The sequence below is a fragment of the Streptomyces sp. C10-9-1 genome (assembly GCF_024497955.1).
Taxonomy (GTDB): domain Bacteria; phylum Actinomycetota; class Actinomycetes; order Streptomycetales; family Streptomycetaceae; genus Streptomyces; species Streptomyces sanyensis.
Genome location: NZ_JANHKP010000005.1, coordinates 121,023 through 142,290 on the forward strand (window position 1 = coordinate 121,023; position 21,268 = coordinate 142,290).

Here is a 21,268-nt window from a genome sequence, read left to right on the forward strand (position 1 = left end):
CCGTCAGCCGCCGCCGGTGGGCCCGAGGGCGGCCACGGCGAGCTGGCCGAGGGCCAGTCCGCCGTCGTTCGGGGGGACGCGCCGGTGGCGCAGGACGGTGAAGCCGTCCTGTTCCAGGCGGTGTGCGCAGGCAGAGCTGAGCACCGCGTTGGCGAACACCCCTCCGCTCAGGACGACGGTCCGGAGCCGGTACCGCTCGCGGGCCGCGCGGCAGGTGTCGCGCACCAGCTCGGCGACGGCCGCGTGGAAGCGCGCGGCGATCAGGCGGGGCGGGGCCGCGGCGCGCAGGTCGCGGACCACGCCCGCCAGGACGGGGCCCGGGTCCGCGGTGAGCGCGTCCCCCTCGCGGCGGGCGGGGCGCAGGGCGAAGGCGTAGGGGTCCGCGTCCGCCGCCGGCCCGGGCAGGCCCCCGTCGCACGCCGCGGCCTCCAGCTCGATCGCCGCCTGGGCCTCGTACCCCGCGCTCTGGCAGACGCCCGCAAGCGCGGACACCGCGTCGAAGAGCCGGCCCATGCTGGAGGTGGGGACGCAGGCCACGCCGCGCTCCAGCTGGCGTGCCAGCAGCTTCAGTTCTCCGGGCGGGCAGGCGGCCACCGGGGGCAGGTCCGCGTCCCACGGGATACCGGCGGCCCGCAGGTGTGCCAGTGCCATCCGGTAGGGGCGCCGCACCGCCGTGTCCCCGCCGGGCAGGGGCACGTAGCCGAGGTGCGCGTGGCGGGTGAAGCCGCCGTAGCCCGCGATCAGGAACTCCCCGCCCCACACGGCCCCGTCCGTGCCGTAGCCCGTGCCGTCGAAGGCGACGCCGATGACCCGGCTGCCCGGTGGGAGCCGGTGCTCGGCCATCGCGGAGGCGACGTGGGCGTGGTGGTGCTGGACCCTGGTGACGGGGCGGCCCGCCGCGTGGCGCACCGACCAGCGGGCCGAGCGGTAGGCGGGGTGGAGGTCGGCGGCCAGCGCGGTCGGACGGACGCCGGTGAGGTCCTCCAGAGTCGCCTCGGCCCTCTCGAACACGCGCTGGGTGCCGAGGTCGTCCATGTCCCCGACGTGGGCGGAGAGCCAGGCCCGCTCGCCGGCCCCCAGGCAGAAGGTGTTCTTCAGGTCGCCGCCGACCGCGAGGGAGGGGGGCACGGGCGCGGGCAGCTCCACCGGGAGCGGCGCAAGGCCGCGCGAGCGCCGCAGCACCGTCTCCCGGCCGTCCACGACCCGGACGACGGAGTCGTCGCAGGGCACCTGGATGGGGCGGTCGTGGGTCAGCCAGGCGTCGGCCAGGCCGACGAGGCGGTCCAGGGCCTCGCGGTCGCCGGTGACGATGGGCTCTCCCGCGAGGTTGCCGCTCGTCATCACCAGCAGCCGCGGCCCGGGCGGGTCGCCCGGGAGGCCGAGCAGCAGGTGGTGCACGGGCGTGTAGGGCAGCATCACGCCGAGGTCGGGACTGCCCGGGGCGACGCCGCCGGCCGGCTCGGGGGCGTCGCCCCGGGCGCGCACGGCGGGGGTCCTGTGCCGGCGCAGCAGCACGATCGGACGGACGGCCCCGGTGAGCACCCGGCGCTCCTCGGGACCGAGGCGGACCAGGTGCGCGACGTCCTCGGGTGTCCGGGCCATCAGGGCGAAGGGCTTGCCGCCCCGCTCCTTGCGCCGGCGCAGTTCGGCGACGGCCGCCGCGTTGGCGGCGTCGCACGCCAGGTGGTAGCCGCCGAGGCCCTTGACGGCGAGCAGGCCCCCGGCGGCGAGCAGCCGGCGGGCCGCGGCGACGGCGGCCTCGCCGGCCGCCGCGGCCGGGGCCCCCGGCCCGGTGAGCAGCACGAGCCGGGGGCCGCAGGCGGGGCAGGCCACGGGCTGGGCGTGGAAGCGGCGGTCCCCGGGGTCGGCGTACTCGCGGGCGCAGTCGGCGCACATCGGGAAGCGGGCCATGGTGGTGTGCTGCCGGTCGTAGGGCAGACCGGTGACGATGGTGTAGCGCGGGCCGCAGTTGGTGCAGGTGATGAAGGGGTGGCGGTGGCGCCGGTCCCCCGGGTCGGCCAGCTCGGCGAGGCAGTCGGCGCAGGTGGCCGTGTCCGGGGGGACCAGGGTGCGCACGGACGCGGTCCGCGGCGAGGGGCCGATCGCGAACCCGGCGCCGCCCGTCGGGGCGATCGCCACCTGGTCCACCCGTTCCACCAGGGCGAGCGGCGGGGCGTCGGAGACCAGGCGCTCGCAGAACCGGGCCACCGCCTCCGGGGCGCCCTCGACCTCGGCGACGACCCCGTCACCGGTGTTGGCGACGTGCCCGGTCAGCTCCAGCGACACGGCGAGGGTGTGGACGAACGGGCGGAAGCCGACGCCCTGGACGACGCCGCGCACGGTCACCCGCCGGCGCTCCGCCTCCGGGCCCGTGGCGGTGGTGGGGGACGCGGGAGTCACGCGTGCTGGTGGGCGTGGCCGTGGGCGCGCGGGGCCTCGTCGTCGGCGTGCCCGTGGCCGCGCCCGTCGGCGTGTTCGTGGCCGTGCCCGTCGGCGTGTTCGTGGCCGTGCCCGTGGCCGTGCCCGTCGGCTTGCCCGTGGTCGGCCCGCGTGCGGGCCATCACGGGCGTGTGGACGGGCGCGCCCCCGGCGGCCGCGAGGGCGCGCTCCAGCAGGGTGCCGATCCCGGACCCGGTGCGGGCGGAGGTCAGCCGCACCTCGACCCCGGGGTTGACCCGCTCCACATGGGCGCGGAAGGCCGCCTCGTCGAAGCCCACGGCCTCGGCGATGTCGGTCTTGGTCACCAGGACGAGGTGGGCGAGGCCGAAGGCCGTGGGGTACTTGAGGGGCTTGTCCTCCCCCTCGGTGACGGAGGCGAGGACCACGCGCAGGCTCTCCCCGAGGTCGTAGGAGGCCGGGCAGACGAGGTTGCCGACGTTCTCGACGAACAGCAGCCGCGTGTCCGCCGGAAGCCACCCCTCCAGGTGGCCGCCGAGCATGGCCGCCTCCAGGTGGCACAGGCCGTCCGTGAGGACCTGCCTGACCGGCGCGCCGGAGCGGGCGAGGCGGGTGGCGTCGTTCTCGGTGGCGAGGTCGGCCGTCAGGGCGGCGACGGGAACACCGCGCTCCCCTGCCAGTGCGAGTTCGGCCTCCAGCAGCTCCGTCTTGCCGCTGCCCGGACTGGAGAGCAGGTTGACGACGGTGGTGCCGCGCGCGGTGAGCCGGGCGCGCAGCCGCTCGGCGGTGGCGTCGTTCTTGGCCAGGACCTGTGTGCGCAGGTCGACGGATCGGCACATGGTTCAGCTCTCCTCGGGAACCCGGGGGCGGCCGGTGGCCGCAGGGCGGGGCGCGCCCCAGTGGACGTCGGCGATGCGCAGCTCGCGGCCGGACAGCAGGTCCTCGGCCGGTGTGCCGCAGTCGGGGCAGCAGAGGTCGGGGGGCATGCCCACGGCCCACTCGCCCCCGCAGGGAGTGCAGCGTGCCCGCCCCGGGACGGTCTCGGCGATCAGCTCGGCGCCCTCCAGCACGGTGCCGGCGCAGGCGAGGCCGAAGCAGAAGGACAGGGCGTCGGGGACCACGCCGGCGAGCTCGCCCACGTGCAGGCGCACGGATGCCACGCTCTCCGCGCCGTGGGAGCGCGCGGCCTCCTCGACCTGGTCGACGACCGCGAGCGCGAGGGACATCTCGTGCATCGGGGGTGCTCCTGTCCGTGGGGGCGCCCGCTCCGCCGCGCAGCGGGCGGGCGGGCGCGCCCCATTCAAGGGCGGGCGGGGCCGGGCGGTCTGCCCGGCGCACCGGCGGGGGCCGGGGAGCTACCCGTTCGGAGCAGGCGGGGCGTCGGCCGCGTTCGGCTTCACATGCGGCTGATGCGCAGGTAGCGCCTGATGTCGGGCAGGTTCGCGGCGACGAGCGCGGCGAGGGCGGCCGCGGCCGCCGCGGCGATGACGCTTCTGTTCACGGTTCCTCCTCAGGGGGCGGCCGGGCCGGCCGCGGGCAGGGTGGTGGCGGTGTCGACGAGCTCGCGGACCGTGCGCACGGCGCGGGGCACGGCTGCGCGTACCGCCTCGCTGAGGCCGATCCCCTCGTCGAGGCAGGCGGGTTCGCAGCCCACGACGAGGATGCGGGCCGGGGGCGCCGTGCCGGTCCCGGCGCCGAGGGTGCCGAGCAGGGCGAGGACGGTGCCGGGGGTCATGCGGTGCCCGTCCAGGGGCGCGCCGCCGGGCGGGGTGTCGGCCTCGGCGTCCTCGATGACGTAGAGCGTGCCGGGGGCGCCGCCGCGCGCGGTGGCGTCGAGGAGGACGGCGGTGTCGTAGCCCTCCAGGAGCTGGTAGGCGAGGTGGACGCCGCGGACGCCGGCGTCGACGGCCTCCACGTGCGGGGGCAGGGGCCCCGCGGACAGCTGCCGCACGGCCTCGACGCCGAAGCCGTCGTCGCCGAGGAAGATGTTCCCGATGCCCGCGACCAGGGTCCGGGGGGCCGGTGCGCTCATGCGTCCTCCTGCTCGGGGTGGGCGACCTCGTCCGGCTGGAAGTACAGGTACCGGCCCTGCTCGCGCCGGATGTCGGCACCGGGGTCGCCCTCCACGGTGACCGCGAGGTGGACTCCCCCGTCGACGTCGTGGACGACGGCCTCCACCAGGGCGGTGCGGCCGTGCAGGAACGCGTCCTGCGCGTCGGTGCGGCGGCGTCCGGGGCGCAGGACCACGCGGTTTCCGGCCCGCACGGGGCGGTCGCCGACGAGCACCTCGTCCGTCGCGGGGTCGACGCCCGCATCGCTGCCGGGGTCCCACCAGGGCGTGTCCGGCCGGGCGGTGCCCGGCGGGGCGAAGGGGTCCTCGGCGGCCTGCGGCGGTCCGGGAGCGGGGCCGAGGGTGCGGACGGCACCGTGCAGCCGGTCGAGGACCTCGGGCGGCAGGGAGTCGGCGAGGTCGATGACCGCGGCCGCCCGGGCGTCGGTACCGCGCGCCTCGCGCTTCTCCCGGTCGGTCAGGGCCGCGGTGCGCAGGGCGAGGATCTCGTCGATCTCGGTGGCGTCGTAGAGGGCGCCGGGGCTCTCCGGCGCGATGGCCGGGTGGTCGTCCAGGATGATCGGCGAGGACAGCACGAGGTCCGCGCGCCCGGGCTCGCCCGCGAGGACGGGCCAGGTGTGCAGGTTCCGGCAGGCGGCCACCGCCGCGCCCGCCCACTGCGGCGGGTCGGTCATGGAGAGGAACGCGCCGCGGTCGAGGTGGAGCAGGAGGTGGGCGGCGATCAGGGAGTGCGGCAGGGCCGCGTCGCGCGCCTCGGCGGAGTGCGGCGACCAGCCGCTGGTGTTCTCGACCAGGGCGGTGAGCCTCAGCACCCGGTAGGGGCCGGGGAGTTCCTCCGCGGTGAGCCGCAGCCGCGCGCTGACGGCCTCGCGGCGGCGCAGCAGGCGCCCGGCCTCGGTGCCGTCCTCGGCGCGGACGGTCTCGGTCTCCTCCTCGGCGGGCCGTGCGACGGGGACCTCCAGCCCCCCGCCGGTGAGGTCGCCGACGGGGATGGTGACGTCGACCCGCTCCTCGACGCCCTCGTCCCAGGCCGTCAGCACCCGGTCGGCAAGGGCGAGTTCGGGGACGGTCTCGTACCGGCCGCCGCCCGCGGCGCGCTGGACCGTGCGGCGCTGGGCGCGCAGGAAGCGCAGCTGGACGGCGAGCCGGGCGCCGGGCCGGGGCTCCATCAGGCACTCGGTGTGCTGGAACTCGTACTCGTCGCCGCGGGCCGCCCACGCGGGCGGGACCAGGACCCCGAACTGCCAGCGCAGGCGGTTCTTCGCCGCGGAGGCGCGGTAGGGGTAGAGGACGTAGCCCTCGAACAGGACGGCGTCGGCGACCTGGCGGGCGTGGGCGAGCCGGGCCTCGGTCTCCTCGGCGAAGGCGGCGGTCGTCATCGTGCCGGGGTCCTTTCGTACCGGGCCGGTGCGGCGCCCTCCGAGGGGGGCGCCGTGGCCGGCGGGGCGCCCGGGGCGGGAGCCTCCAGCAGGTCGCGGACGGCGGCCTCGGCGGACGGCAGTGCGCGCCGGGAGCGGTGGGCGAGGAGGGCGGCCATGGTGTCGGAGGACAGCCGGATCCAGCCGCAGCCGGGGAAGTGCTGCTCGATCATCTCCCGCCAGGTGGCGGCCGGCAGGGCGAAGGCGGCCTCCCGGTCCCAGGGCACGGGTTCGACCCGGAACCCGGCCGCCCCGGTGAAGGCGGTGCCCGAGAACAGCATCAGCAGGGGTACCTCGCCGCCCTCCAGGGCGTCCGCGTACCGGGTCGCGGCGACGTCCATGTCGTAGGTGCAGGGCACCACGAGGTCGGTCTCGGTCTCCCCGGTGAAGCCGGGGACCATCAGCGACACCTGGGCGAACTGGAGGGGGTTGAGGGTGGTGCCCCAGCGGGAGCGCTCGCCGAAGAGGTCGGTCAGCCCACCGGTCGCCTCCCCCTCGCCGTAGGCGCGCCGGGACGGTTCGATGCGGATCTGGCAGCGCAGGGCGAGGGCGTGGACGGGGGACGGTCCGTCGGCGGTGATGCGCAGCCGGAACACCAGGGTCGGCCCGGCGGCGTAGCGGTCCGCACGGGCTCCGGTGCAGGTGAAGGTGAAGGCGGTCATGGGCGGGGCGCCCCCAGGGTGCGGGCCGTGCGTCGCACCTCGGCGAACAGGCCGTCGACGGCGGCGCGGGCCTCCGCGCCGCCGTCGAAGCCCCGCCACAGCATCCGCATCCGGCCGGTGAGTTCGTAGGCGAGGTCGACGGGGACGAGGTGGCACTCGGTGTGCCCGTCGGTGCGGCGGACCAGTACCGCCTCGGTGTCGGGGGCGAGTTCGCCCGCCAGGCGGGTGGCGTCCAGGACGGCCCGTTCCCCCTCCGGCTCCAGCTGGTGCTCGGTGGCACCCGCGGGGCTCGGGTAGAGGGCGACCAGGCGGTCGAGCGCGGTGTTGCGGAAGAAGAACACCATCCCCACCGGGATGCCGAGGCGGTCCCACAGGCCGTCGTCGAAACCGTGGCCGGGATCGCTGAGCCGGCGGTCGGGCACGGCGCGGAAGCGGCCCCCGGCGGCGCCCGGGCGGTCCATCAGCAGGGCGCAGTCGGCGCAGGCGCAGGCCAGGGAGCGCCGGTCGGTGTCGACGAGGTGGCGGTGGTCCTCGGGGACGGCGCCGCCGCACAGCTCGCAGGTCTCGGGGGCGGGGGGCCGCGGTGCGGTGAACCGGCGCAGGCCGCGCGGCTGCCGGGCCGCCGCCCCGGCGGCGGCCCGGAGGGGGTGCGGCGCGGTCACCGGGCCGGTCCCGGGGAGCCGCCGCCGGGGCGGGTGCCGATCTGGAGGAGGGGCGTCTGCCGCGGCGTCTCGGCGATCTCGACCCCCGCCACCTCCGGGGCGAAGCAGGACAGGGCGTCGGCGGCGGCGCGGTGCGCGGCCTCCCGGGTGGAACCGCAGCCGCAGCCGCCCTCCCCCGCGGGCTTCAGCCGCAGCACGCCGGTGGCCGGGTCGTGGCCGTCGACGGCCAGCGGGCGTCCCGGGAGGGTGTCCAGGGCCCGCTCGACGCGGGCGGCCAGGTCCTCGGGGTGGAGGTCGTGCAGCACGAGCATCCCGGCCACGAGCCCGTCGCCCAGGAGCGGTTCGAGGGGGCCGGGACCGGCGTCGGGGCCGGTGCGGCGCAGCAGGTCCACGGCGCGGGCCAGGCCCGTGCCGTAGAAGTCCATGAGCACGCGGACGAGTTCCTCGGCGGCGGCGCGGGCCTGCTCGTCGCCCGAGGCGGCGAGGCGTTCGAGGACCTCGTCCACGCGGCGTCCCGCCTCCTCCGCGGAGAGGGCGGGTGCGGCGGAGGGCGCCGGTGCCGTCTGCGCGGGGGCGCTCATCCGCCCAGTCCGCTCAGACCGGTGGGGACGTGCATGGTCTTGACGGTCCTGCCGCCGCCGACGTACATGTGCACGCCGCAGGGCAGGCACGGGTCGAAGCTGCGCACCGCGCGCATGATGTCGATGCCCTTGAAGTTCTCCGGGGTGTTCTCCTCGAAGATGGGCGTGTTCTGCACGGCGTCCTCGTAGGGGCCGGGGGTGCCGTAGGTGTCGCGGGTGCTGGCGTTCCAGGGGGTCGGCGGGTACGGGTGGTAGTTGGCGATCTTCCCGTCCCGGATGACCATGTGGTGCGAGAGCACGCCGCGGACGGCCTCGGTGAAGCCGCAGCCGATGGACTCGTCGGGGACCTCGAACTTCTCCCAGGTCTGGGTGCGCCCGGCGCGGACCTCCTCCAGTCCCTTCTCGGCGCAGTGCAGGGCGACGGCCGCGGCGTACGCCTGGAAGTAGGTGCGGGCGCGGTTGCGTTCGAGGGCGTTGGACCACTGGGGGATCCGCCACTCGAAGCTGGTCTCCGGCTTGGTCATGGTGCGCGGCAGGTTGATGACGACGCTGTGCCCGGTGGCCTTGACGTAGCCGACGTCCACGAGCCCGGACAGGGCGGTGGACCACAGGCGGGCGAGGGGGCCGCCCCCGGTGTCGAGGGGCAGGTGGTCCTTGCCGTCGAACCAGCGGGGGGACATCACCCAGCTGTACTTGTCCTGGAAGTCGCGCTTCTGGGGGGCCGGGATGGTGTGCTGGTTCCAGGGGTGGCGCGGGTCGACCGGGTTGCCGAGCGGGTCGTGGGTGACGAACTGCTCCTGCCCGGCCCAGTCCTCGTAGTACGAGGACCCGAGGAGGATCCGGATGCCGAGGTTGATCTCGGTGAGGTCGTTGGTGACCAGCCTGCCGTCGACGACGACTCCCGGGGTGACGAGCATGCGCCGTCCCCAGTCGCTCATGTTGGCGTAGGTGAAGTCGCAGTGCTCGGGGTCGTTGAGGGCTCCCCAGCAGCCGAGCAGCACACGGCGGCGGCCGACCTCCTCGTAGCCGGGCAGGGCCTCGTAGAAGAAGTCGAACAGGTCGTCGTGGAGCGGGACGACGCGCTTCATGAACTCGACGTAGCGCATCAGTCGGCTCATGTAGTCCGTGAACAGCTGCACGGAGGCGACGGTGCCGGTGCCCCCGGGGTAGAGCGTGGAGGGATGCACATGGCGGCCCTCCATCAGGCAGAACATCTCCCGGGTGTAGCGGCTGACCTGGAGGGCCTCCCGGTAGAACTCGCCTTCCAGCGGGTTGAGCGAGCGCATGATGTCGGCGATGGTGCGGTAGCCGTGCTCGGCCGCGTGGGGGGCCTCGGTCCGCTCGGCGAGTTCGAGGACCCCCGGGTTGGTCTCGCGGACCATGCGCTCGCAGTAGTCGACCCCGACCAGGTTCTCCTGGAAGATGTTGTGGTCGAACATGTACTCGGCGGCCTCGCCGAGGTTGATGATCCACTCCCCCAGGTGCGGGGGCTTCACGCCGTACGCCATGTTCTGCGCGTACACCGAGCAGGTGGCGTGGTTGTCCCCGCAAATCCCGCAGATGCGGCTGGTGATGAAGTGGGCGTCGCGCGGGTCCTTCCCGCGCATGAAGACGCTGTATCCGCGGAAGACCGAGGACGTGCTGTAGCACTCGGCGACCCGCTTCTGCTTGAAGTCGATCTTCGTGTGGATGCCGAGACTGCCCACGATCCGGGTGATCGGATCCCAGGACATCTCCACCAGGCCGCTCGGGTCGCCGGCCGCTTTCGTCGTCGGTGCCATCGTGCGCTGTGCCCTTCGTCAGGAGGCGGGGTGGGGGGAGGGGGACGGGGTGCGTCGGGGGGCGGTCACCACGGGGGGCGGTAGCCGGTGGTGAGGCGTTCGCCGGTGTGGCGCCACCTGGGCTCCTGGTCGACGGTCCGCGCAGTGAGGGACCGCAGGCGCCGGATGACCGCGCCGTAGGCGCCGCTGGCCGTGCTGGAGACCTTGCCGCCGGGCGGCTCGTCCATGAACGGCATGAACTTGTCGGGGAAGCCGGGCATGGTGCAGGCGATGCAGATGCCGCCGACGTTGGGGCAGCCTCCGACGCCGTTGATCCAGCCCCGCTTGGGGACGTTGCACTTCACGACCGGGCCCCAGCAGCCGAGTTTGACCAGGCACTGCGGGGAGTCGTACGCGTGGGCGAACTGGCCCTGCTCGTAGTACCCGGCGCGGTCGCAGCCCTCGTGGACGGTGGCGCCGAACAGCCAGGTGGGGCGCAGCTTGTCGTCCAGCGGGATCATCGGGGCGGCGCCGGTGGCCTGGTAGAGCAGGTAGGTGAGCGTCTCGGCGAAGTTGTCGGGCTGGATCGGGCAGCCCGGCACGCACACGATCGGGATGCCGGCCTGCGACTTCCAGTCCCAGCCGAGGTAGTCGGGCACGCCCATCGCTCCGGTCGGGTTGCCGGACATGGCGTGGATGCCGCCGTAGGTGGCGCAGGTGCCGATCGCGACCACGGCGAGGGCCTTGGGGGCGAGCCGGTCGATCCACTCGCTGGTGGTGATGGGCTGGCCGGTGCCGGGGTCGTCGCCGAAGCCGCACCAGTAGCCCTCCGGCTTGATGGACTCGTTGGGGATCGAGCCCTCGACGACGAGGACGAACGGTTCGATCTCGCCGCGCTCGGCCTTGAAGAACCACTCGATGAAGGTGTCGGCGCCGCCGACCGGACCGCACTCGAAGTCGATGAGGGGCCAGTGGACCTGCACCTCCGGCAGGCCGGGCAGCGCACCGAGGACGATCTCCTCGATGCTGGGCTGCATGGCGGCGGTCAGGGCGACGGAGTCACCGTCGCAGCTGAGGCCGGCGTTGATCCAGAGGATGTGGACGGGCGGCTGCCCGTCCGCGGAGGCCGACGACTCCGCTCCGGTCGTGGTCGTGGTTTCAGCGTGCATGGACGCCTCCTGGCGCGGCTGTGACGCCCCCCTCCAGCGGTTGGTCATCTCTCTTGCTAACAGCCGCCCTCCGCTCGGGCCACCGCAGCGGCGGGCGGCCGCTCGCCCCGGACGAAGGCCCTCCGCAGTGCGTGGTAGGGGGCGTGCGGGTCGTCGAAGACGCGGTTCATCCGGGCGGACTCCTCTTCCCGGAAGGCGGCGAGGGGCTTCGCGGCCTCCTGCGCCTCGCGGTCCGCCTTCTTCGCGACGATGCGCCGCCGGGTGGCCGGGAGGGTGGCCAGGCGCGCGGCCGATCGGGTGATCCGGGCGGGGAAGGCGCCCGGCCCGCAGTCGAACACCTGGTCCACCAGGCCCATGTCCCGTGCCGCGGCGGCGGTCACCGGCTCGGCGCGGCCGGTGAGGCGCTCGGCGCGCTCCGGGCCCACCCGGCGCGGCAGGGAGTAGGTCCAGTACTCCGAGCCGTACAGGCCCATGCGGCGGTAGTGGGGGTTCAGGACGGCCCCGGAGCGGCACCAGACCTCGTCGGCGGCCAGCGCGAGCATCACTCCCCCGGCGGCCGCGTTGCCGCCGAGAGCCGCCACGACCAGCCGGTCGGTGGTGGTCAGCACCGCCTCGACCAGGTCGTTCATGGCGTCGAGGTTCTCCCGGGAGGCCGCCGCGGGATCGGCCGCGGCCTCGATGACGCCGAGGTGGATGCCGTTGGAGAAGAAGTCCCGCCCGCCCCCCAGGACCAGCACCGCGGTCGGCCGTTCGCAGGCGGCGCGGTAGGCGGCGAGCAGGCGGCGGCACTGGCCGGTGCCCATCGCGCCGCCGGCGAACGAGAACTCCAGCCGTCCGACGGGGCCGTCCTCGTGGTAGGCGATCTCCCTCCAGGTGCGGCCCGGTCCCGGCCGCAGGGGCGCGGGCACCTCCGGCAGCGGGGGCAGCCGGTCACCCAGGGCGAGCACCGCGGGCAGCTTCAGGCCCGCGGGGCCGCCGGGCAGGCGCCTGGGCCGCAACTGCGGGATCCAGACGGCCCCGTCGCGGGTGGCCCGGCAGACGGCACCGCAGCGGGTGGCGAGCAGCTCGCCCGGGCGGCCGCGGAGGGTGTCCTCCGGGTGGCCCCCGTGGAGGTACCACTCGCCGCCCAGCAGGCTGTCCAGCACACCGGGACGGGAGTCGGCGGCGCGCAGGGCCCGCACCACGGACTCGGTGCCGTCGGCGGCCCAGTCGATCGCCCGGCGCTCCTGGCGGAGGTAGGGCCGGGTGCGGTGGCCCGAGGGCTGCCGCGGGAGGGGGCGGTGGGAGGGGGAGGCCGCGCGCTCCACGGCGGCGAGGACGGCCGCGACGGCCGCGTCCGCCACCTCGCCCCGGTAGAGGTCGCTCTTGGCCAGCGGGGGCAGCGGGCACGGGGCCCAGGCCCACACCGTCCCCGCGTCCATCTCCCCGGAGGCCTCCAGCACGGTGGCGCCCCAGGTGCGGGCGCGGTCGTGGACGGCCCAGTCGAGGCTGGAGGGGCCCCGGTCGCCCGGGGGTCCGGGGTGCACCACCAGGCAGCGGTGGCGGCTCCACACCGCGCGCGGGATGCGCACGGTCAGCATGGGCGCCAGGACGAGTTCGGGGCCGTGGTCCCGCACGGCGCGCTCGATGTCCGCACCGTCGCGGACGACCTCGACGGCCGTGCGGTGCCCGCGGTCGCGCAACTCGGCGTGGACGCGCTGGGAGAGGCTGTTGTAGGCGTTGGCGACGAGCAGGATGCGCATGGCCCCTCCGGCTCCGGCGGAACCGGCCGGAGGGCTCCGGCCGGCCACCGCGATGGTGGGGCACGGGCCGCGCCGCCTGCGGGACACACGTCGGACGGTTCACCCGTTCGTGGACGACGGAGGCCCGTATTCCGTCATGTGCCGCAATCCGGGGCCGCTGCGCGCCGGGGCGGCGCGACCGGAGCGCCGGCGCCCCAGGACCGCACGGGACACGTCTCCCGGCGCTGCGGGGACGGCCGCCCCCGGGCGGGCGCACTCAGGCCGGCCACCCGCCGGTTCGTACGCCCTCCCCCGAGCGACCTGCCGGGCCGCTGCTCAGAGCGGACTGTCGGCCGTCAGGCGGTGCGTCGCGTCGAGGCACCACCGGCGCACCGAGGGCCACGGTCCGTACCCGTCCGCCACGGCGAGGTGCCCGGCACCCGGCAGCAGGTCCACCTCGCAGCCGAGCGGGCCCGCGTAGGCCTCCGCCGCCCCCTCGGGCGCGTACGGGTCGTCGTCGGAGCACACCAGGCGCGGCGGCGCGGCGGAGAGCCCGAGGGAGGCGAGGTCCAGCACACCGGGGGTGAACGGCGCGATGGCGTCCCAGGAGAAGGCCGACGGGCCCGGCGGTGCGACGAGCAGCAGCCGGTCGGCGGGCGGACCGCCGGGGCGGCCGGCCGCGAGGTGGAGCCAGGCGAGGCAGCCGAGGCTGTGGCACACCACGACCCGCTCCCCCCGCATCATCCCCAGTTCGGCCTCCACGGCCTCCGTCCAGGCGGCGGGCGAGGGCCGGTCGGGGTCCGGGAGCTGGGGGTAGAAGACCTGCTCGCCGCGGCCGCGCAGCCACTGCGCGAGGTCGTGCTGCCAGTGGTCCTCGGGGCGGCGGTTCTCGACGCCGTGCAGGATGAGGAAGGTGCGCTGCCACATGCGCCGCACTCTACAAACACCTGCCCGCCCCCCGGCGCGCGGGGCGCGCACGCGGCCGCCCGGGGGCGGGGCCGTGCGGCTGACATCGACGCGGTGCGCCTCAAGAGAGCACCGCCCCGGGCCGAACCAAGGGGTGACGACGATGGAGCCGCCGGACAGCGAGGAGCAGAGCACATGGCGGAAGCAGCACAGGGAACACCGGTCTGGGCCGACGCGACCTTCCCCGACCTCCGGGCCGCCAAGGAGTTCTACGGCCGGGTCCTGGGATGGACCTTCGGCGAGCCCGCCCCGGAGTACGGGGGCTACACGCAGGCCTACGCGGACGGGCGTGCCGTCGCGGCGCTGGCGCCCCCGATGGAGGGCCAGGACACGGCGGCGCCGCCGCTGTGGACGCTGTACCTGGCGTCCCCGGACGTGGCCGCGACCGCCGAGGACATCCGGCGCAACGGGGGCCACGTGGTCCTCGACCCCATGGCGGTCGGCGAGTTCGGCTCGATGTGCCTGGCCACCGACCCGGGCGGGGCGCTGTTCGGCGTCTGGCAGCCGGGCACGCACCGGGGCTTCGAGGCACGGGAGGTCCCGGGCGCCTACGCCTGGGCCGAGGTCTTCACGCGCACCCCGGAGCAGTCGGACGCCTTCTTCACCGGGGTCTTCGGGTACACCCGGAGGGTCATGCAGGACCCGCAGGTCGACTTCGCCGTCTACGGTCCCGGCGAGGGCGACCCGGTGCTCGGCCGCATGACCATGGGCGAGGGCGCCTTCCCGCCGGAGGTGCCGTCCTACGTGCAGGTGTACTTCGCCGTGCAGGACTGCGACGCCGCCGTCGCCGCGGCCGAGGAGGCGGGCGGACGCATGGTGTTCGGGCCGCTCACCACGCCCTTCGGGCGGTTCGCCGCCCTCCTCGACCCGCAGGGCGCCGCGTTCGCCGTCATCGACCTCGCGGCGGCGGACGGGGAGCGGCCCGCGTTCGGCTGAGGGGCCCCGGGCCCGCTCCGCGGCCGGCGCGTCCCGCGGCGGGCGGGGGCGCGGGCTCAGCCTGTTCGGGTGGCAGCGGCCGGGCGAGGTGAACCGCCCCCGCCGCCGTGGCAGTCATGCACCAGGCGCTTGCCGCCGTGGCGCAGTGGAACACGGCGGCACGGCGGACCTGACACACAGAAGGAGCTTCTCCATGGGCCACGGTGGCGACGTGATCGACGAGCTGTCTGCCGACCTGCGGGAAATCGAGGACCTGTTCACCCGGATCGGCGGCCTCGCGCCCGGCGACGAGCGCCTGCGCGGGCTCGCGGACCGGCTCACCGGCGAACTGGTGCGGTACGCCGTGACGGAGGAGGAGTACCTGTTCCCGGCGGTGCGCCGGTTCGTGGACGACGGCGACGACATGGCCGACCAGGAGCTCGCCGACCGCGCGGAGACCGACCGGCTGATCCGGGAGCTGGAGAGCTGCCCGCCCGCCGACGCCCGCTTCACGGCCCTGGTCGCCTCGCTCGGGGCCGCCACCGAGCGCCTGGCCTCGGAGCGCGCGGGCCGGCTCTTCCCGCTGCTCTCGGAGTCCTGCCCGCCCCGGATCCTCGGGGAACTCGGGGAGCGGGTGCGCGCCTCCCGCGAGCGGCCCGGGCAGTCGCCGGTCCCCCGCCCGGTGGGTGTGCTGCTGGGCGCCGGAGCGGGCGCCGTCGTCCCGCTCCCGGAGGGCGGGGAGCCGGACGTCCGCGACTGACCGGACCGCGGGCCCGGGGAACCGGGGCGGCACCCGGCCCCGGGGCCCGCTCCGCCCCGGGCGAACAGGCGTGCCCCGGACATGCGGGCGTGCTTGGCTGCGCTCATGAGGATCCTGGTACTGGGCGGCACGGCATGGCTGGGCCGCGAGATCTCCCGGCAGGCCGTCGACCGGGGGCACGAGGTGGTCTGCCTCGCGCGCGGCGCGAGCGGCGCGGTGGCCGAGGGCGCCACCCTGCACGGCGCGGACCGGGGGGTGCCGGGTGCCTACGCGGCCCTGGCCGCGAGGCGCTGGGACGCGGTGGTGGAGGTGTCCTGGCAGCCGGCCTTCGTCCGGGAGGCGCTGGAGGCCCTGGCCGCGCAGGCGTCCCACTGGACCTACGTCTCCTCGTGCAGCGCCTACGCCTCGCACGCCCAGCCCGGCGCCGACGAGTCCGGCGCGCTCCTCCCGGCCACCGGGCGGGACCGCGTCGGGCGGGAGCTGTACGGGGAGGCGAAGGTCGCCTGCGAGCAGGCGTGCGCCGAGGCGGTGGGCGACAGGCTCCTGGTCGCCCGGTCCGGGCTGATCGGCGGTCCGGGCGATCCGAGCGACCGCTGCGGGCACTGGGTGGCACGCGCCGCGCGCGGCCCCCGGGAGCCCCTCCTCGTCCCCGACGCGCCCCGGTCACCGACCCAGGTGGTGGACGTGCGGGATCTGGCGGCCTGGCTCCTCGACTCCGCCGAGGGCGGACGCACCGGGGTGTACGACGCCGTGGGCCCGGTGGTGCCTTTCGGCGAGTGGCTGGATCTCGCGCGGAGCGTCGGCGGGCACACCGGGCCGGTGGTCCCCGCGCCCGCAGCCTGGCTCAGGGAGCAGGGGGTCGCCGGGTACATGGGACCGGAGTCGATGACGATGTGGCTGGACGAGCCGGGCTGGGAGGGCTGGTCCGCCCGCAGCGGTGCCGCCGCTCTCGCCGCGGGCCTGCGCCACCGGCCCCGCGGGGAGCTCGTCGCCGACACGCTGGGGTGGGAGCGGGCCCAGGGGCTCGGCCGGGAGCGCCGGGCGGGCCTGAGCCCGGGCCGGGAGCGGGAGCTGCTGGCCGCACTGGGCCGCTGAGGGGCCTCGCCCCGGCGGGGTGCCGGTCAGCGGGCGGACGGCGGGGCCGGAAGCGGCTGCTCGGTCCAGATGGTCTTGCCGGACGCCGTGTAGCGGGTGCCCCAGCGCTCGACGAGCCGGGCCACGATCAGCAGCCCGCGGCCGCCCTCGTCCTCGGCCGAGCTGTGGCGCAGGTGCGGGGAGGTGTGCGTGGTGTCCGCGACCTCGCACAGCAGGGCGCGGTCCCGGATCAGGCGCAGCTGGAGGGGGCCCCCGGCGTGGCGCACGGCGTTGGTCACCAGCTCGCTGACCACGAGTGCGGAGGCGGGGGCCAGTTCCGCGAGGCCCCAGCGGGTGAGCCGGGCGGTGACCAGCGAGCGCGCACGGCCGGCGGAGGCGGGCTCCGCGGGCAGGTCCCAGACGGCGACCCGGCCGGCGTCCAGCTCCCTGGTGCGGACCAGCAGCAGAGCCGTGTCGTCGGCGGTCCTGCCGCCGGGCCGCAGCTCGTCCAGGGCCCGGTCGCAGAGTTCGCCCAGGTCGGCCGAGGGGTCGCCGAGGACCCGGCCCAGGGCTCGCAGACCCTGCTCGATGTCGCGGTCGCGGACCTCGACCAGTCCGTCGGTGAACAGCGCGAGGAGGCTGCCGGCCGGAAGCTCGAAGGAGGCGGCCTCGAACGGCAGGCCGCCCAGGCCCAGCGGGGGGCCGGCCGGCAGGTCGGGGAAGCGGTAGGAACCGTCCCGGTGGACGATCACCGGCGGCAGGTGACCGGCGCGGGCCATGGTGCAGCGCCGCGACACGGGGTCGTAGACGGCGTACAGGCACGTCGCCCCCGTGGTGACGTCCGGGTACGGCACGTCGGCCGCCGCGCCCGCGCCCGCGCCGGTCCCGCGGCCCAGCAGGTCGTCCAGCCGGGTGAGCACCTCGTCGGGTGCCAGGTCCAGGGTGGCGAGGGCCTCCACGGCCGTGCGCAGGCGCCCCATGGTGGCCGCGGCCGGCAGGCCGTGCCCGACCACGTCGCCGACGACGAGCCCGACCCGCGCGCCGGAGAGCGGGATCACGTCGAACCAGTCGCCGCCCACGCCCGCGACGTCGTCCGCGGGCAGGTAGCGACCGGCGACGTCGACCGCCGACTGGTCCGGCAGCCGCTGCGGCAGCAGCTGGCGCTGGAGGGCCAGGGCGGCGGCGCGCTCGCCGGTGAAGCGCCGCGCGTTGTCGATGCCGAGGGCCGCCCGCGAGGCGAGCTCGTCGGCGAGTCCGACGGCGTCGGTGTCGAAGAACCGCAGGCTGCCGGAGCGCAGGAAGGTGACGAGGCCGAGCAGCGTGCCGCCCCTGCGCAGCGGCACCACGAGGGTGTCCTCGGCGAGGACGTGGCCGCCCGAGGCCAGGCAGCGCCGTTGCGGCGAGCCCTCGGGGTAGGAGACGCGGCGCGGGGGCCCGGTGCCGGCGGAGGCCGCCGCGGACGGCGTCTCGGAGCGGGCGGCGACGCGTACCCACGTTCCGCCGGCTCCCGGTGCGGGCGCCCCGCCCGCGAGGACGGCCCCGTCGAGGTCGACGGTGACGGTGGAGGCGAATCCGGGGACGGCCACGTCCGCGACCGCGCGGGCGGTGGAGGCCACGTCCAGGGAGGTGCCGATGCGCCGCCCCGCCTCGGCGAGCAGCGCGAGCCGGTTCTGCGCCTCGTAGCGGGGGGTGATGTCGAAGGCGTCCTCGCACACGCCCAGCACCCTGCCCTCGGCGTCCTGGAGCCGGTAGTAGGAGCAGGACCAGACCCGGTGGGTGTCGGGGTCGCTCGGCAGCCGGGAGCGGAAGTGGAGGTCGACGAAGACCTCGCCGTCGTCGATGACGCGCCGCATGGCCTCGGTCAGGGTGCGCGGGCCCCGGGAGCCGAGGAAGGCGCCGTCGGGGTAGAGGTCCTCGGCGTGCATGCCCCGGTAGTCGGCGAGCGGACGCCCCACCTCCCGGTCGTGCGCGGCGTTGGCCCACGCCAGGCGCAGCCCGCGGTCGTAGACGGCGAGGCCCAGGGGCGACTGCGTCGCGAGTCCGTCGAGCAGGGCGAGGCGCGCCTGGGACAGGCGCCGCTGCCGGTACTCCTCGACCAGCAGGACGCGGGAGGCGGGGCCCGGCCCGCTGAGCGGGAACTCCGTGGCGGCCACCCGCACGGTGCGCCCGTCGCGGTGGTGCGCCGCGCGCGGCGTGCGGCCCTCCCCGGCGGCGGGTTCCCCGCCCGGGGGGTCGAGGAAGGCGGAGACGGGGCGGCCCACCGCCTCGGCGGCGGTGTGGCCGAGCAGGTCCTCGGCGGCCGGGCTCCAGCCGATGACGCGGCCCCGGGCGTCCAGGACGAGGGCGGCCGCCGCGGGGGGCGCGACGGGGTCGCGCGGCTCCGCGCCCGGCGGCGCGGCCCGCGCGGTCCGCACGCCCGCCGCGGGCCGGGGGTCGGCCGGTGCGGGCCCGGAGCGCTTCACCCACCCAGAATCCGCCCCGTCCGCACCACCGCACAAGCCGTGCCGGTGCGGTCTGCGGGGCAGCGGCTCACCCGGGCACGCCGCGTCGCCCGCAGCGGCTCCCCGGGCGGGCCCGCAGGCGGCGCCGGGCGGGCCGGGCCCGCGCGGGCGGCGGCGTCCGCCCCGCCGGGGACCGCGCGCCCCGCGCCGGCCGCGCCCTCCGGTGTGCGGAGCACCGGTCCCGCCGCCGCAGGCGGCCCGCTCCGGTACGCCCACGAGGGTGAACCCGGCGGCGCCGGAGCGCGGAGCGCCGTGCCCGGCCGCGGACCGGGGGCCTTCGGAGCACCGCCGCGGCGCGCACCCGGCCGGGACGGGCACGCGGCCAGGGTGTCGTGGTCCGGGCCCGACCGGGGCGGCGGGCGGCGGGCCCGGCGGGGCGGGTCAGGCTCCCGGCAGCGCCTGCTCCGCCCAGATGGTCTTGCCGGTGGGGCCGTAGCGCGTTCCCCAGCACTCGGTCAGGGAGGCCACGAGCAGCAGCCCGCGACCGCCCTCGTCGTAGATCCGCGCCCGGCGCAGATGGGGTGCGGTGCTGCTGCCGTCGGACACCTCGCACACCAGGGAGGTGTCCCGGATCAACCGCAGCCGAATGGGCGAGCCACCGTAGCGGATGGCGTTGGTGACCAGTTCGCTGACGACGAGTTCGGTCGTGAACACCGCGTCCCCGAGTCCCCATTCCTCCAGCTTGGCGGCGGCGAGGTGGCGCGCCCGGGAGACCACCGAGGGGTCGGAGGCGAGCTCCCAGGAGGCGTGGCGGTCGCCCCCGAGCCGGTTCGTGCGGGCGAGGAGGAGGGCCACGTCGTCGTCCGGGCGCTCCGGCAGCAGCGCCTTGACCACGGCGTCGCAGGTGTCGTCGAGCGATCCCGCGGGCCGGGCGAGGGTGTCGCACAGCAGCTCCAGCGCCGTGTCCCTCTCCCGTTCCGGCGCCTCGAGCAGGCCGTCGGTGTACAGGGCGAGCAGACTGCGCTCGGGCAGCTCCAGCTCCACCGACTCGAAGGGCAGGCCCCCGACGCCCAGCGGCGGTCCGCCCGGCAGCGCGACCGGGGAGGTCGTGCCGTCGGGCCGCACCAGCACGGGCTCGGGGTGCCCGGCCCGGGCCAGGGCGCAGTGCCCGCTGACGGGGTCGTAGGTCACGTAGAGGCAGGTGGCGCCGGCGACCGAGGAGCCCTCGGCGTCCACGGCCTCCTCGCGGTCCAGCTTCAGGACGAGGTCGTCCAGCTGGGTCAGCAGCTCGTCGGGCGCGAGGTCGACGTCCGCCAGGGTCCGCACCGCGGTCCGCAGCCGCCCCATGGTCGCGGACGCCTGGACCCCGTGGCCGACCACGTCGCCGACGACCAGGGCGACCCGGGCCCCGGAGAGCGGGATCACGTCGAACCAGTCGCCGCCGATTCCCGCACCGGTGGTGTTGGGCAGGTAGCGGGAGGCGACGTCGACGGCCTGCTGGCGGGCCGCCCGGCGGGGCAGCAGGCTGCGCTGGAGGGCGAGGGCGGTGGCGTGCTCCCGGGTGTAGCGCCGGGCGTTGTCGACCGCCACGGCGGAGCGCGCGGCGAGGTCCCCGGCGAGCAGGACGTCGTCGTCGTCGAAGGGGTCGGGGTTGCGGTGCCGGGAGAAGACCGCCACGCCGAGGGTGACGCCCCGGGCGGTCAGCGGGGCCGCCACGGTGGCGTGGATGCCGTGGGTGAGCATGCTGGCGTAGCGCTCGGGCTCGGTCTGCTCCCACAGCCGCAGCGCCTCCTCGCCGAGGTCCCAGCGGCGCGCCTCGCCCTGGAGCAGGATGCGGCCGAGGACGGAGTTGCGGTCGTGCTCGTGGTGCTCGCCGAGGGTGACGACCGCCTCGGGGCAGCCCGGCAGCACGGACTCCTGCGCGACCCTGCGGAAGACGAGGGCGGAGCCCGGGGCGGGTGGCCGCGGCTCCTCCCCCGCGAGGACCGGCGCGAGCAGGTCGACGGTGACGAAGTCGGCGAAGCTCTCGGTCGCCAGCTCGGCCAGCTCCTCCGCCGTCCGGCCGACGTCCAGGGTGGTGCCGATGCGGACGCTCGCCTCGTCGAGCGCGGTCAGGCGCTGGCGTGCGCGGTACTGCTCGGTGGTGTCCAGGGTCACCACCGAGCAGCCGTGGACGCGCCCCGTGTCGTCGGAGACCGGGGAGAGCACGGCGACCCACACGCGCTCGCCGGCGCCGTTGCGCCCCAGGTAGGTCTCGAAGGAGAGGGTCTCGCCGGACTCCATCACCTGCAGCATGGCGGCCTGGAGGCCCCCGCCCGCGCCGCCGACGACCTCGGGGCCCATCTCGCCGGGGGTCAGGCCCACGAGGTCGGCGAGTTCCCGGTCCACCACCCGCAGGGCGGCGGGGTTGGCGGTGACCAGGCGGCAGCCCCGGTCGAAGTAGGAGACGGGCACGGGCAGCTGCTCCAGGATCGAGCGGGGCAGCGCGGCGGCGTCGGCGGCGCCGCCCGCCGGGTCGCCGGTGAGACCGCTTCCCGGTCCGTCCATCGGAGCCACCTTTCGCCCTTCGCCGCCGGGAGCGCCCTCGCCCGGGGCCGGTCGCGGCCCGTTTCCCAGCATGCGCCCCGCCCCGGGGAGGCTCAACCAGTCCGCGCGGCGGCGGGTCGCGGGG

18 protein-coding genes are annotated in these 21,268 nt (G+C 76.4%); 3 read left to right on the forward strand and 15 right to left on the reverse strand.

Annotated elements, in window-relative coordinates; all coding sequences use genetic code 11:
- Positions 1-3: 3 nt before the first annotated feature.
- From hypF to NPS70_RS08740, 13 genes are all read right to left on the reverse strand, one after another.
- Positions 4-2,400 (reverse strand): carbamoyltransferase HypF, encoded by a 2,397-nt coding sequence (hypF, locus tag NPS70_RS08685; RefSeq protein ID WP_256523494.1) that lies wholly within the window; start codon positions 2,398-2,400, stop codon positions 4-6.
- Positions 2,397-3,236 (reverse strand): hydrogenase nickel incorporation protein HypB, encoded by an 840-nt coding sequence (hypB, locus tag NPS70_RS08690; RefSeq protein WP_256523495.1) that lies wholly within the window; start codon positions 3,234-3,236, stop codon positions 2,397-2,399. Before hypB ends, hypF begins: the two co-directional genes overlap by 4 nt.
- A gap of 3 nt (positions 3,237-3,239) precedes the next feature.
- Entirely contained in the window at positions 3,240-3,632 is a 393-nt protein-coding gene (locus tag NPS70_RS08695) for a hydrogenase maturation nickel metallochaperone HypA (RefSeq protein ID WP_256523496.1), read from the reverse strand.
- Positions 3,633-3,793: 161 nt separating this feature from the next.
- Entirely contained in the window at positions 3,794-3,898 is a 105-nt protein-coding gene (locus NPS70_RS28860; protein WP_374211966.1) for a hypothetical protein, read from the reverse strand.
- 9 nt (positions 3,899-3,907) lie between these two features.
- On the reverse strand, positions 3,908-4,429 hold the full coding sequence (locus NPS70_RS08700; RefSeq protein ID WP_256523497.1) for a hydrogenase maturation protease: 522 nt from the start codon (positions 4,427-4,429) through the stop codon (positions 3,908-3,910).
- Positions 4,426-5,847, reverse strand: a complete 1,422-nt coding sequence (locus NPS70_RS08705; protein WP_256523498.1) for a hypothetical protein — start codon at positions 5,845-5,847, stop codon at positions 4,426-4,428. The genes NPS70_RS08700 and NPS70_RS08705 overlap by 4 nt, the downstream gene beginning before the upstream one ends.
- Positions 5,844-6,548, reverse strand: a complete 705-nt coding sequence (locus NPS70_RS08710; protein WP_256523499.1) for a DUF6084 family protein — start codon at positions 6,546-6,548, stop codon at positions 5,844-5,846. The genes NPS70_RS08705 and NPS70_RS08710 overlap by 4 nt, the downstream gene beginning before the upstream one ends.
- A complete protein-coding gene (locus NPS70_RS08715) occupies positions 6,545-7,210 on the reverse strand; it encodes a DUF5947 family protein (protein WP_256523500.1) in 666 nt (221 codons plus the stop codon). Before NPS70_RS08715 ends, NPS70_RS08710 begins: the two co-directional genes overlap by 4 nt.
- Entirely contained in the window at positions 7,207-7,791 is a 585-nt protein-coding gene (locus tag NPS70_RS08720) for a hypothetical protein (RefSeq protein WP_256523501.1), read from the reverse strand. Before NPS70_RS08720 ends, NPS70_RS08715 begins: the two co-directional genes overlap by 4 nt.
- On the reverse strand, positions 7,788-9,572 hold the full coding sequence (locus NPS70_RS08725) for a nickel-dependent hydrogenase large subunit (protein WP_256523502.1): 1,785 nt from the start codon (positions 9,570-9,572) through the stop codon (positions 7,788-7,790). The genes NPS70_RS08720 and NPS70_RS08725 overlap by 4 nt, the downstream gene beginning before the upstream one ends.
- Positions 9,573-9,637: 65 nt before the next feature.
- Positions 9,638-10,720, reverse strand: a complete 1,083-nt coding sequence (locus NPS70_RS08730) for a hydrogenase expression protein HypE (protein WP_256523503.1) — start codon at positions 10,718-10,720, stop codon at positions 9,638-9,640.
- A gap of 56 nt (positions 10,721-10,776) precedes the next feature.
- Positions 10,777-12,462, reverse strand: a complete 1,686-nt coding sequence (locus NPS70_RS08735) for an enoyl-CoA hydratase-related protein (protein WP_256523504.1) — start codon at positions 12,460-12,462, stop codon at positions 10,777-10,779.
- Positions 12,463-12,777: 315 nt separating this feature from the next.
- Positions 12,778-13,368, reverse strand: a complete 591-nt coding sequence (locus NPS70_RS08740; RefSeq protein WP_256523505.1) for an alpha/beta hydrolase — start codon at positions 13,366-13,368, stop codon at positions 12,778-12,780.
- Positions 13,369-13,542: 174 nt separating this feature from the next.
- Here NPS70_RS08740 and NPS70_RS08745 point away from each other — a divergent pair, with 174 nt between their 5' ends.
- The 3 genes from NPS70_RS08745 to NPS70_RS08755 all read left to right on the forward strand — a co-directional run bounded on the left by NPS70_RS08745 (position 13,543) and on the right by NPS70_RS08755 (position 16,177).
- The gene (locus NPS70_RS08745) at positions 13,543-14,343 is read left to right on the forward strand and encodes a VOC family protein (RefSeq protein WP_256523506.1); all 801 of its coding nucleotides are present in this window, start codon (positions 13,543-13,545) and stop codon (positions 14,341-14,343) included.
- A gap of 193 nt (positions 14,344-14,536) precedes the next feature.
- The gene (locus NPS70_RS08750) at positions 14,537-15,082 is read left to right on the forward strand and encodes a hemerythrin domain-containing protein (RefSeq protein ID WP_256523507.1); all 546 of its coding nucleotides are present in this window, start codon (positions 14,537-14,539) and stop codon (positions 15,080-15,082) included.
- Between the two features lie 105 nt (positions 15,083-15,187).
- A complete protein-coding gene (locus tag NPS70_RS08755; RefSeq protein WP_256523508.1) occupies positions 15,188-16,177 on the forward strand; it encodes an NAD-dependent epimerase/dehydratase family protein in 990 nt (329 codons plus the stop codon).
- A 26-nt stretch (positions 16,178-16,203) separates the two neighbouring features.
- Here NPS70_RS08755 and NPS70_RS08760 read toward each other — a convergent pair whose 3' ends face one another.
- A complete protein-coding gene (locus tag NPS70_RS08760; RefSeq protein WP_374211967.1) occupies positions 16,204-18,618 on the reverse strand; it encodes a SpoIIE family protein phosphatase in 2,415 nt (804 codons plus the stop codon).
- Positions 18,619-19,038: 420 nt separating this feature from the next.
- A complete protein-coding gene (locus tag NPS70_RS08765) occupies positions 19,039-21,144 on the reverse strand; it encodes a SpoIIE family protein phosphatase (protein ID WP_256523509.1) in 2,106 nt (701 codons plus the stop codon).
- Positions 21,145-21,268 lie beyond the last annotated feature (124 nt).

What these genes read in the sequence shown, in the direction of transcription:
- hypB (WP_256523495.1), bottom strand. Translation starts at nt 3,236, where the DNA reads ATGTGCCGATCCGTCGACCTGCGCACACAGGTCCTGGCCAAGAACGAC.
- NPS70_RS08695 (WP_256523496.1), bottom strand. Translation starts at nt 3,632, where the DNA reads ATGCACGAGATGTCCCTCGCGCTCGCGGTCGTCGACCAGGTCGAGGAG.
- NPS70_RS08700 (WP_256523497.1), bottom strand. Translation starts at nt 4,429, where the DNA reads ATGAGCGCACCGGCCCCCCGGACCCTGGTCGCGGGCATCGGGAACATC.
- NPS70_RS08705 (WP_256523498.1), bottom strand. Translation starts at nt 5,847, where the DNA reads ATGACGACCGCCGCCTTCGCCGAGGAGACCGAGGCCCGGCTCGCCCAC.
- NPS70_RS08710 (WP_256523499.1), bottom strand. Translation starts at nt 6,548, where the DNA reads ATGACCGCCTTCACCTTCACCTGCACCGGAGCCCGTGCGGACCGCTAC.
- NPS70_RS08720 (WP_256523501.1), bottom strand. Translation starts at nt 7,791, where the DNA reads ATGAGCGCCCCCGCGCAGACGGCACCGGCGCCCTCCGCCGCACCCGCC.
- NPS70_RS08725 (WP_256523502.1), bottom strand. Translation starts at nt 9,572, where the DNA reads ATGGCACCGACGACGAAAGCGGCCGGCGACCCGAGCGGCCTGGTGGAG.
- NPS70_RS08730 (WP_256523503.1), bottom strand. Translation starts at nt 10,720, where the DNA reads ATGCACGCTGAAACCACGACCACGACCGGAGCGGAGTCGTCGGCCTCC.
- NPS70_RS08735 (WP_256523504.1), bottom strand. Translation starts at nt 12,462, where the DNA reads ATGCGCATCCTGCTCGTCGCCAACGCCTACAACAGCCTCTCCCAGCGC.
- NPS70_RS08740 (WP_256523505.1), bottom strand. Translation starts at nt 13,368, where the DNA reads ATGTGGCAGCGCACCTTCCTCATCCTGCACGGCGTCGAGAACCGCCGC.
- NPS70_RS08745 (WP_256523506.1), top strand. Translation starts at nt 13,543, where the DNA reads ATGGCGGAAGCAGCACAGGGAACACCGGTCTGGGCCGACGCGACCTTC.
- NPS70_RS08750 (WP_256523507.1), top strand. Translation starts at nt 14,537, where the DNA reads ATGGGCCACGGTGGCGACGTGATCGACGAGCTGTCTGCCGACCTGCGG.
- NPS70_RS08755 (WP_256523508.1), top strand. Translation starts at nt 15,188, where the DNA reads ATGAGGATCCTGGTACTGGGCGGCACGGCATGGCTGGGCCGCGAGATC.
- NPS70_RS08765 (WP_256523509.1), bottom strand. Translation starts at nt 21,144, where the DNA reads ATGGACGGACCGGGAAGCGGTCTCACCGGCGACCCGGCGGGCGGCGCC.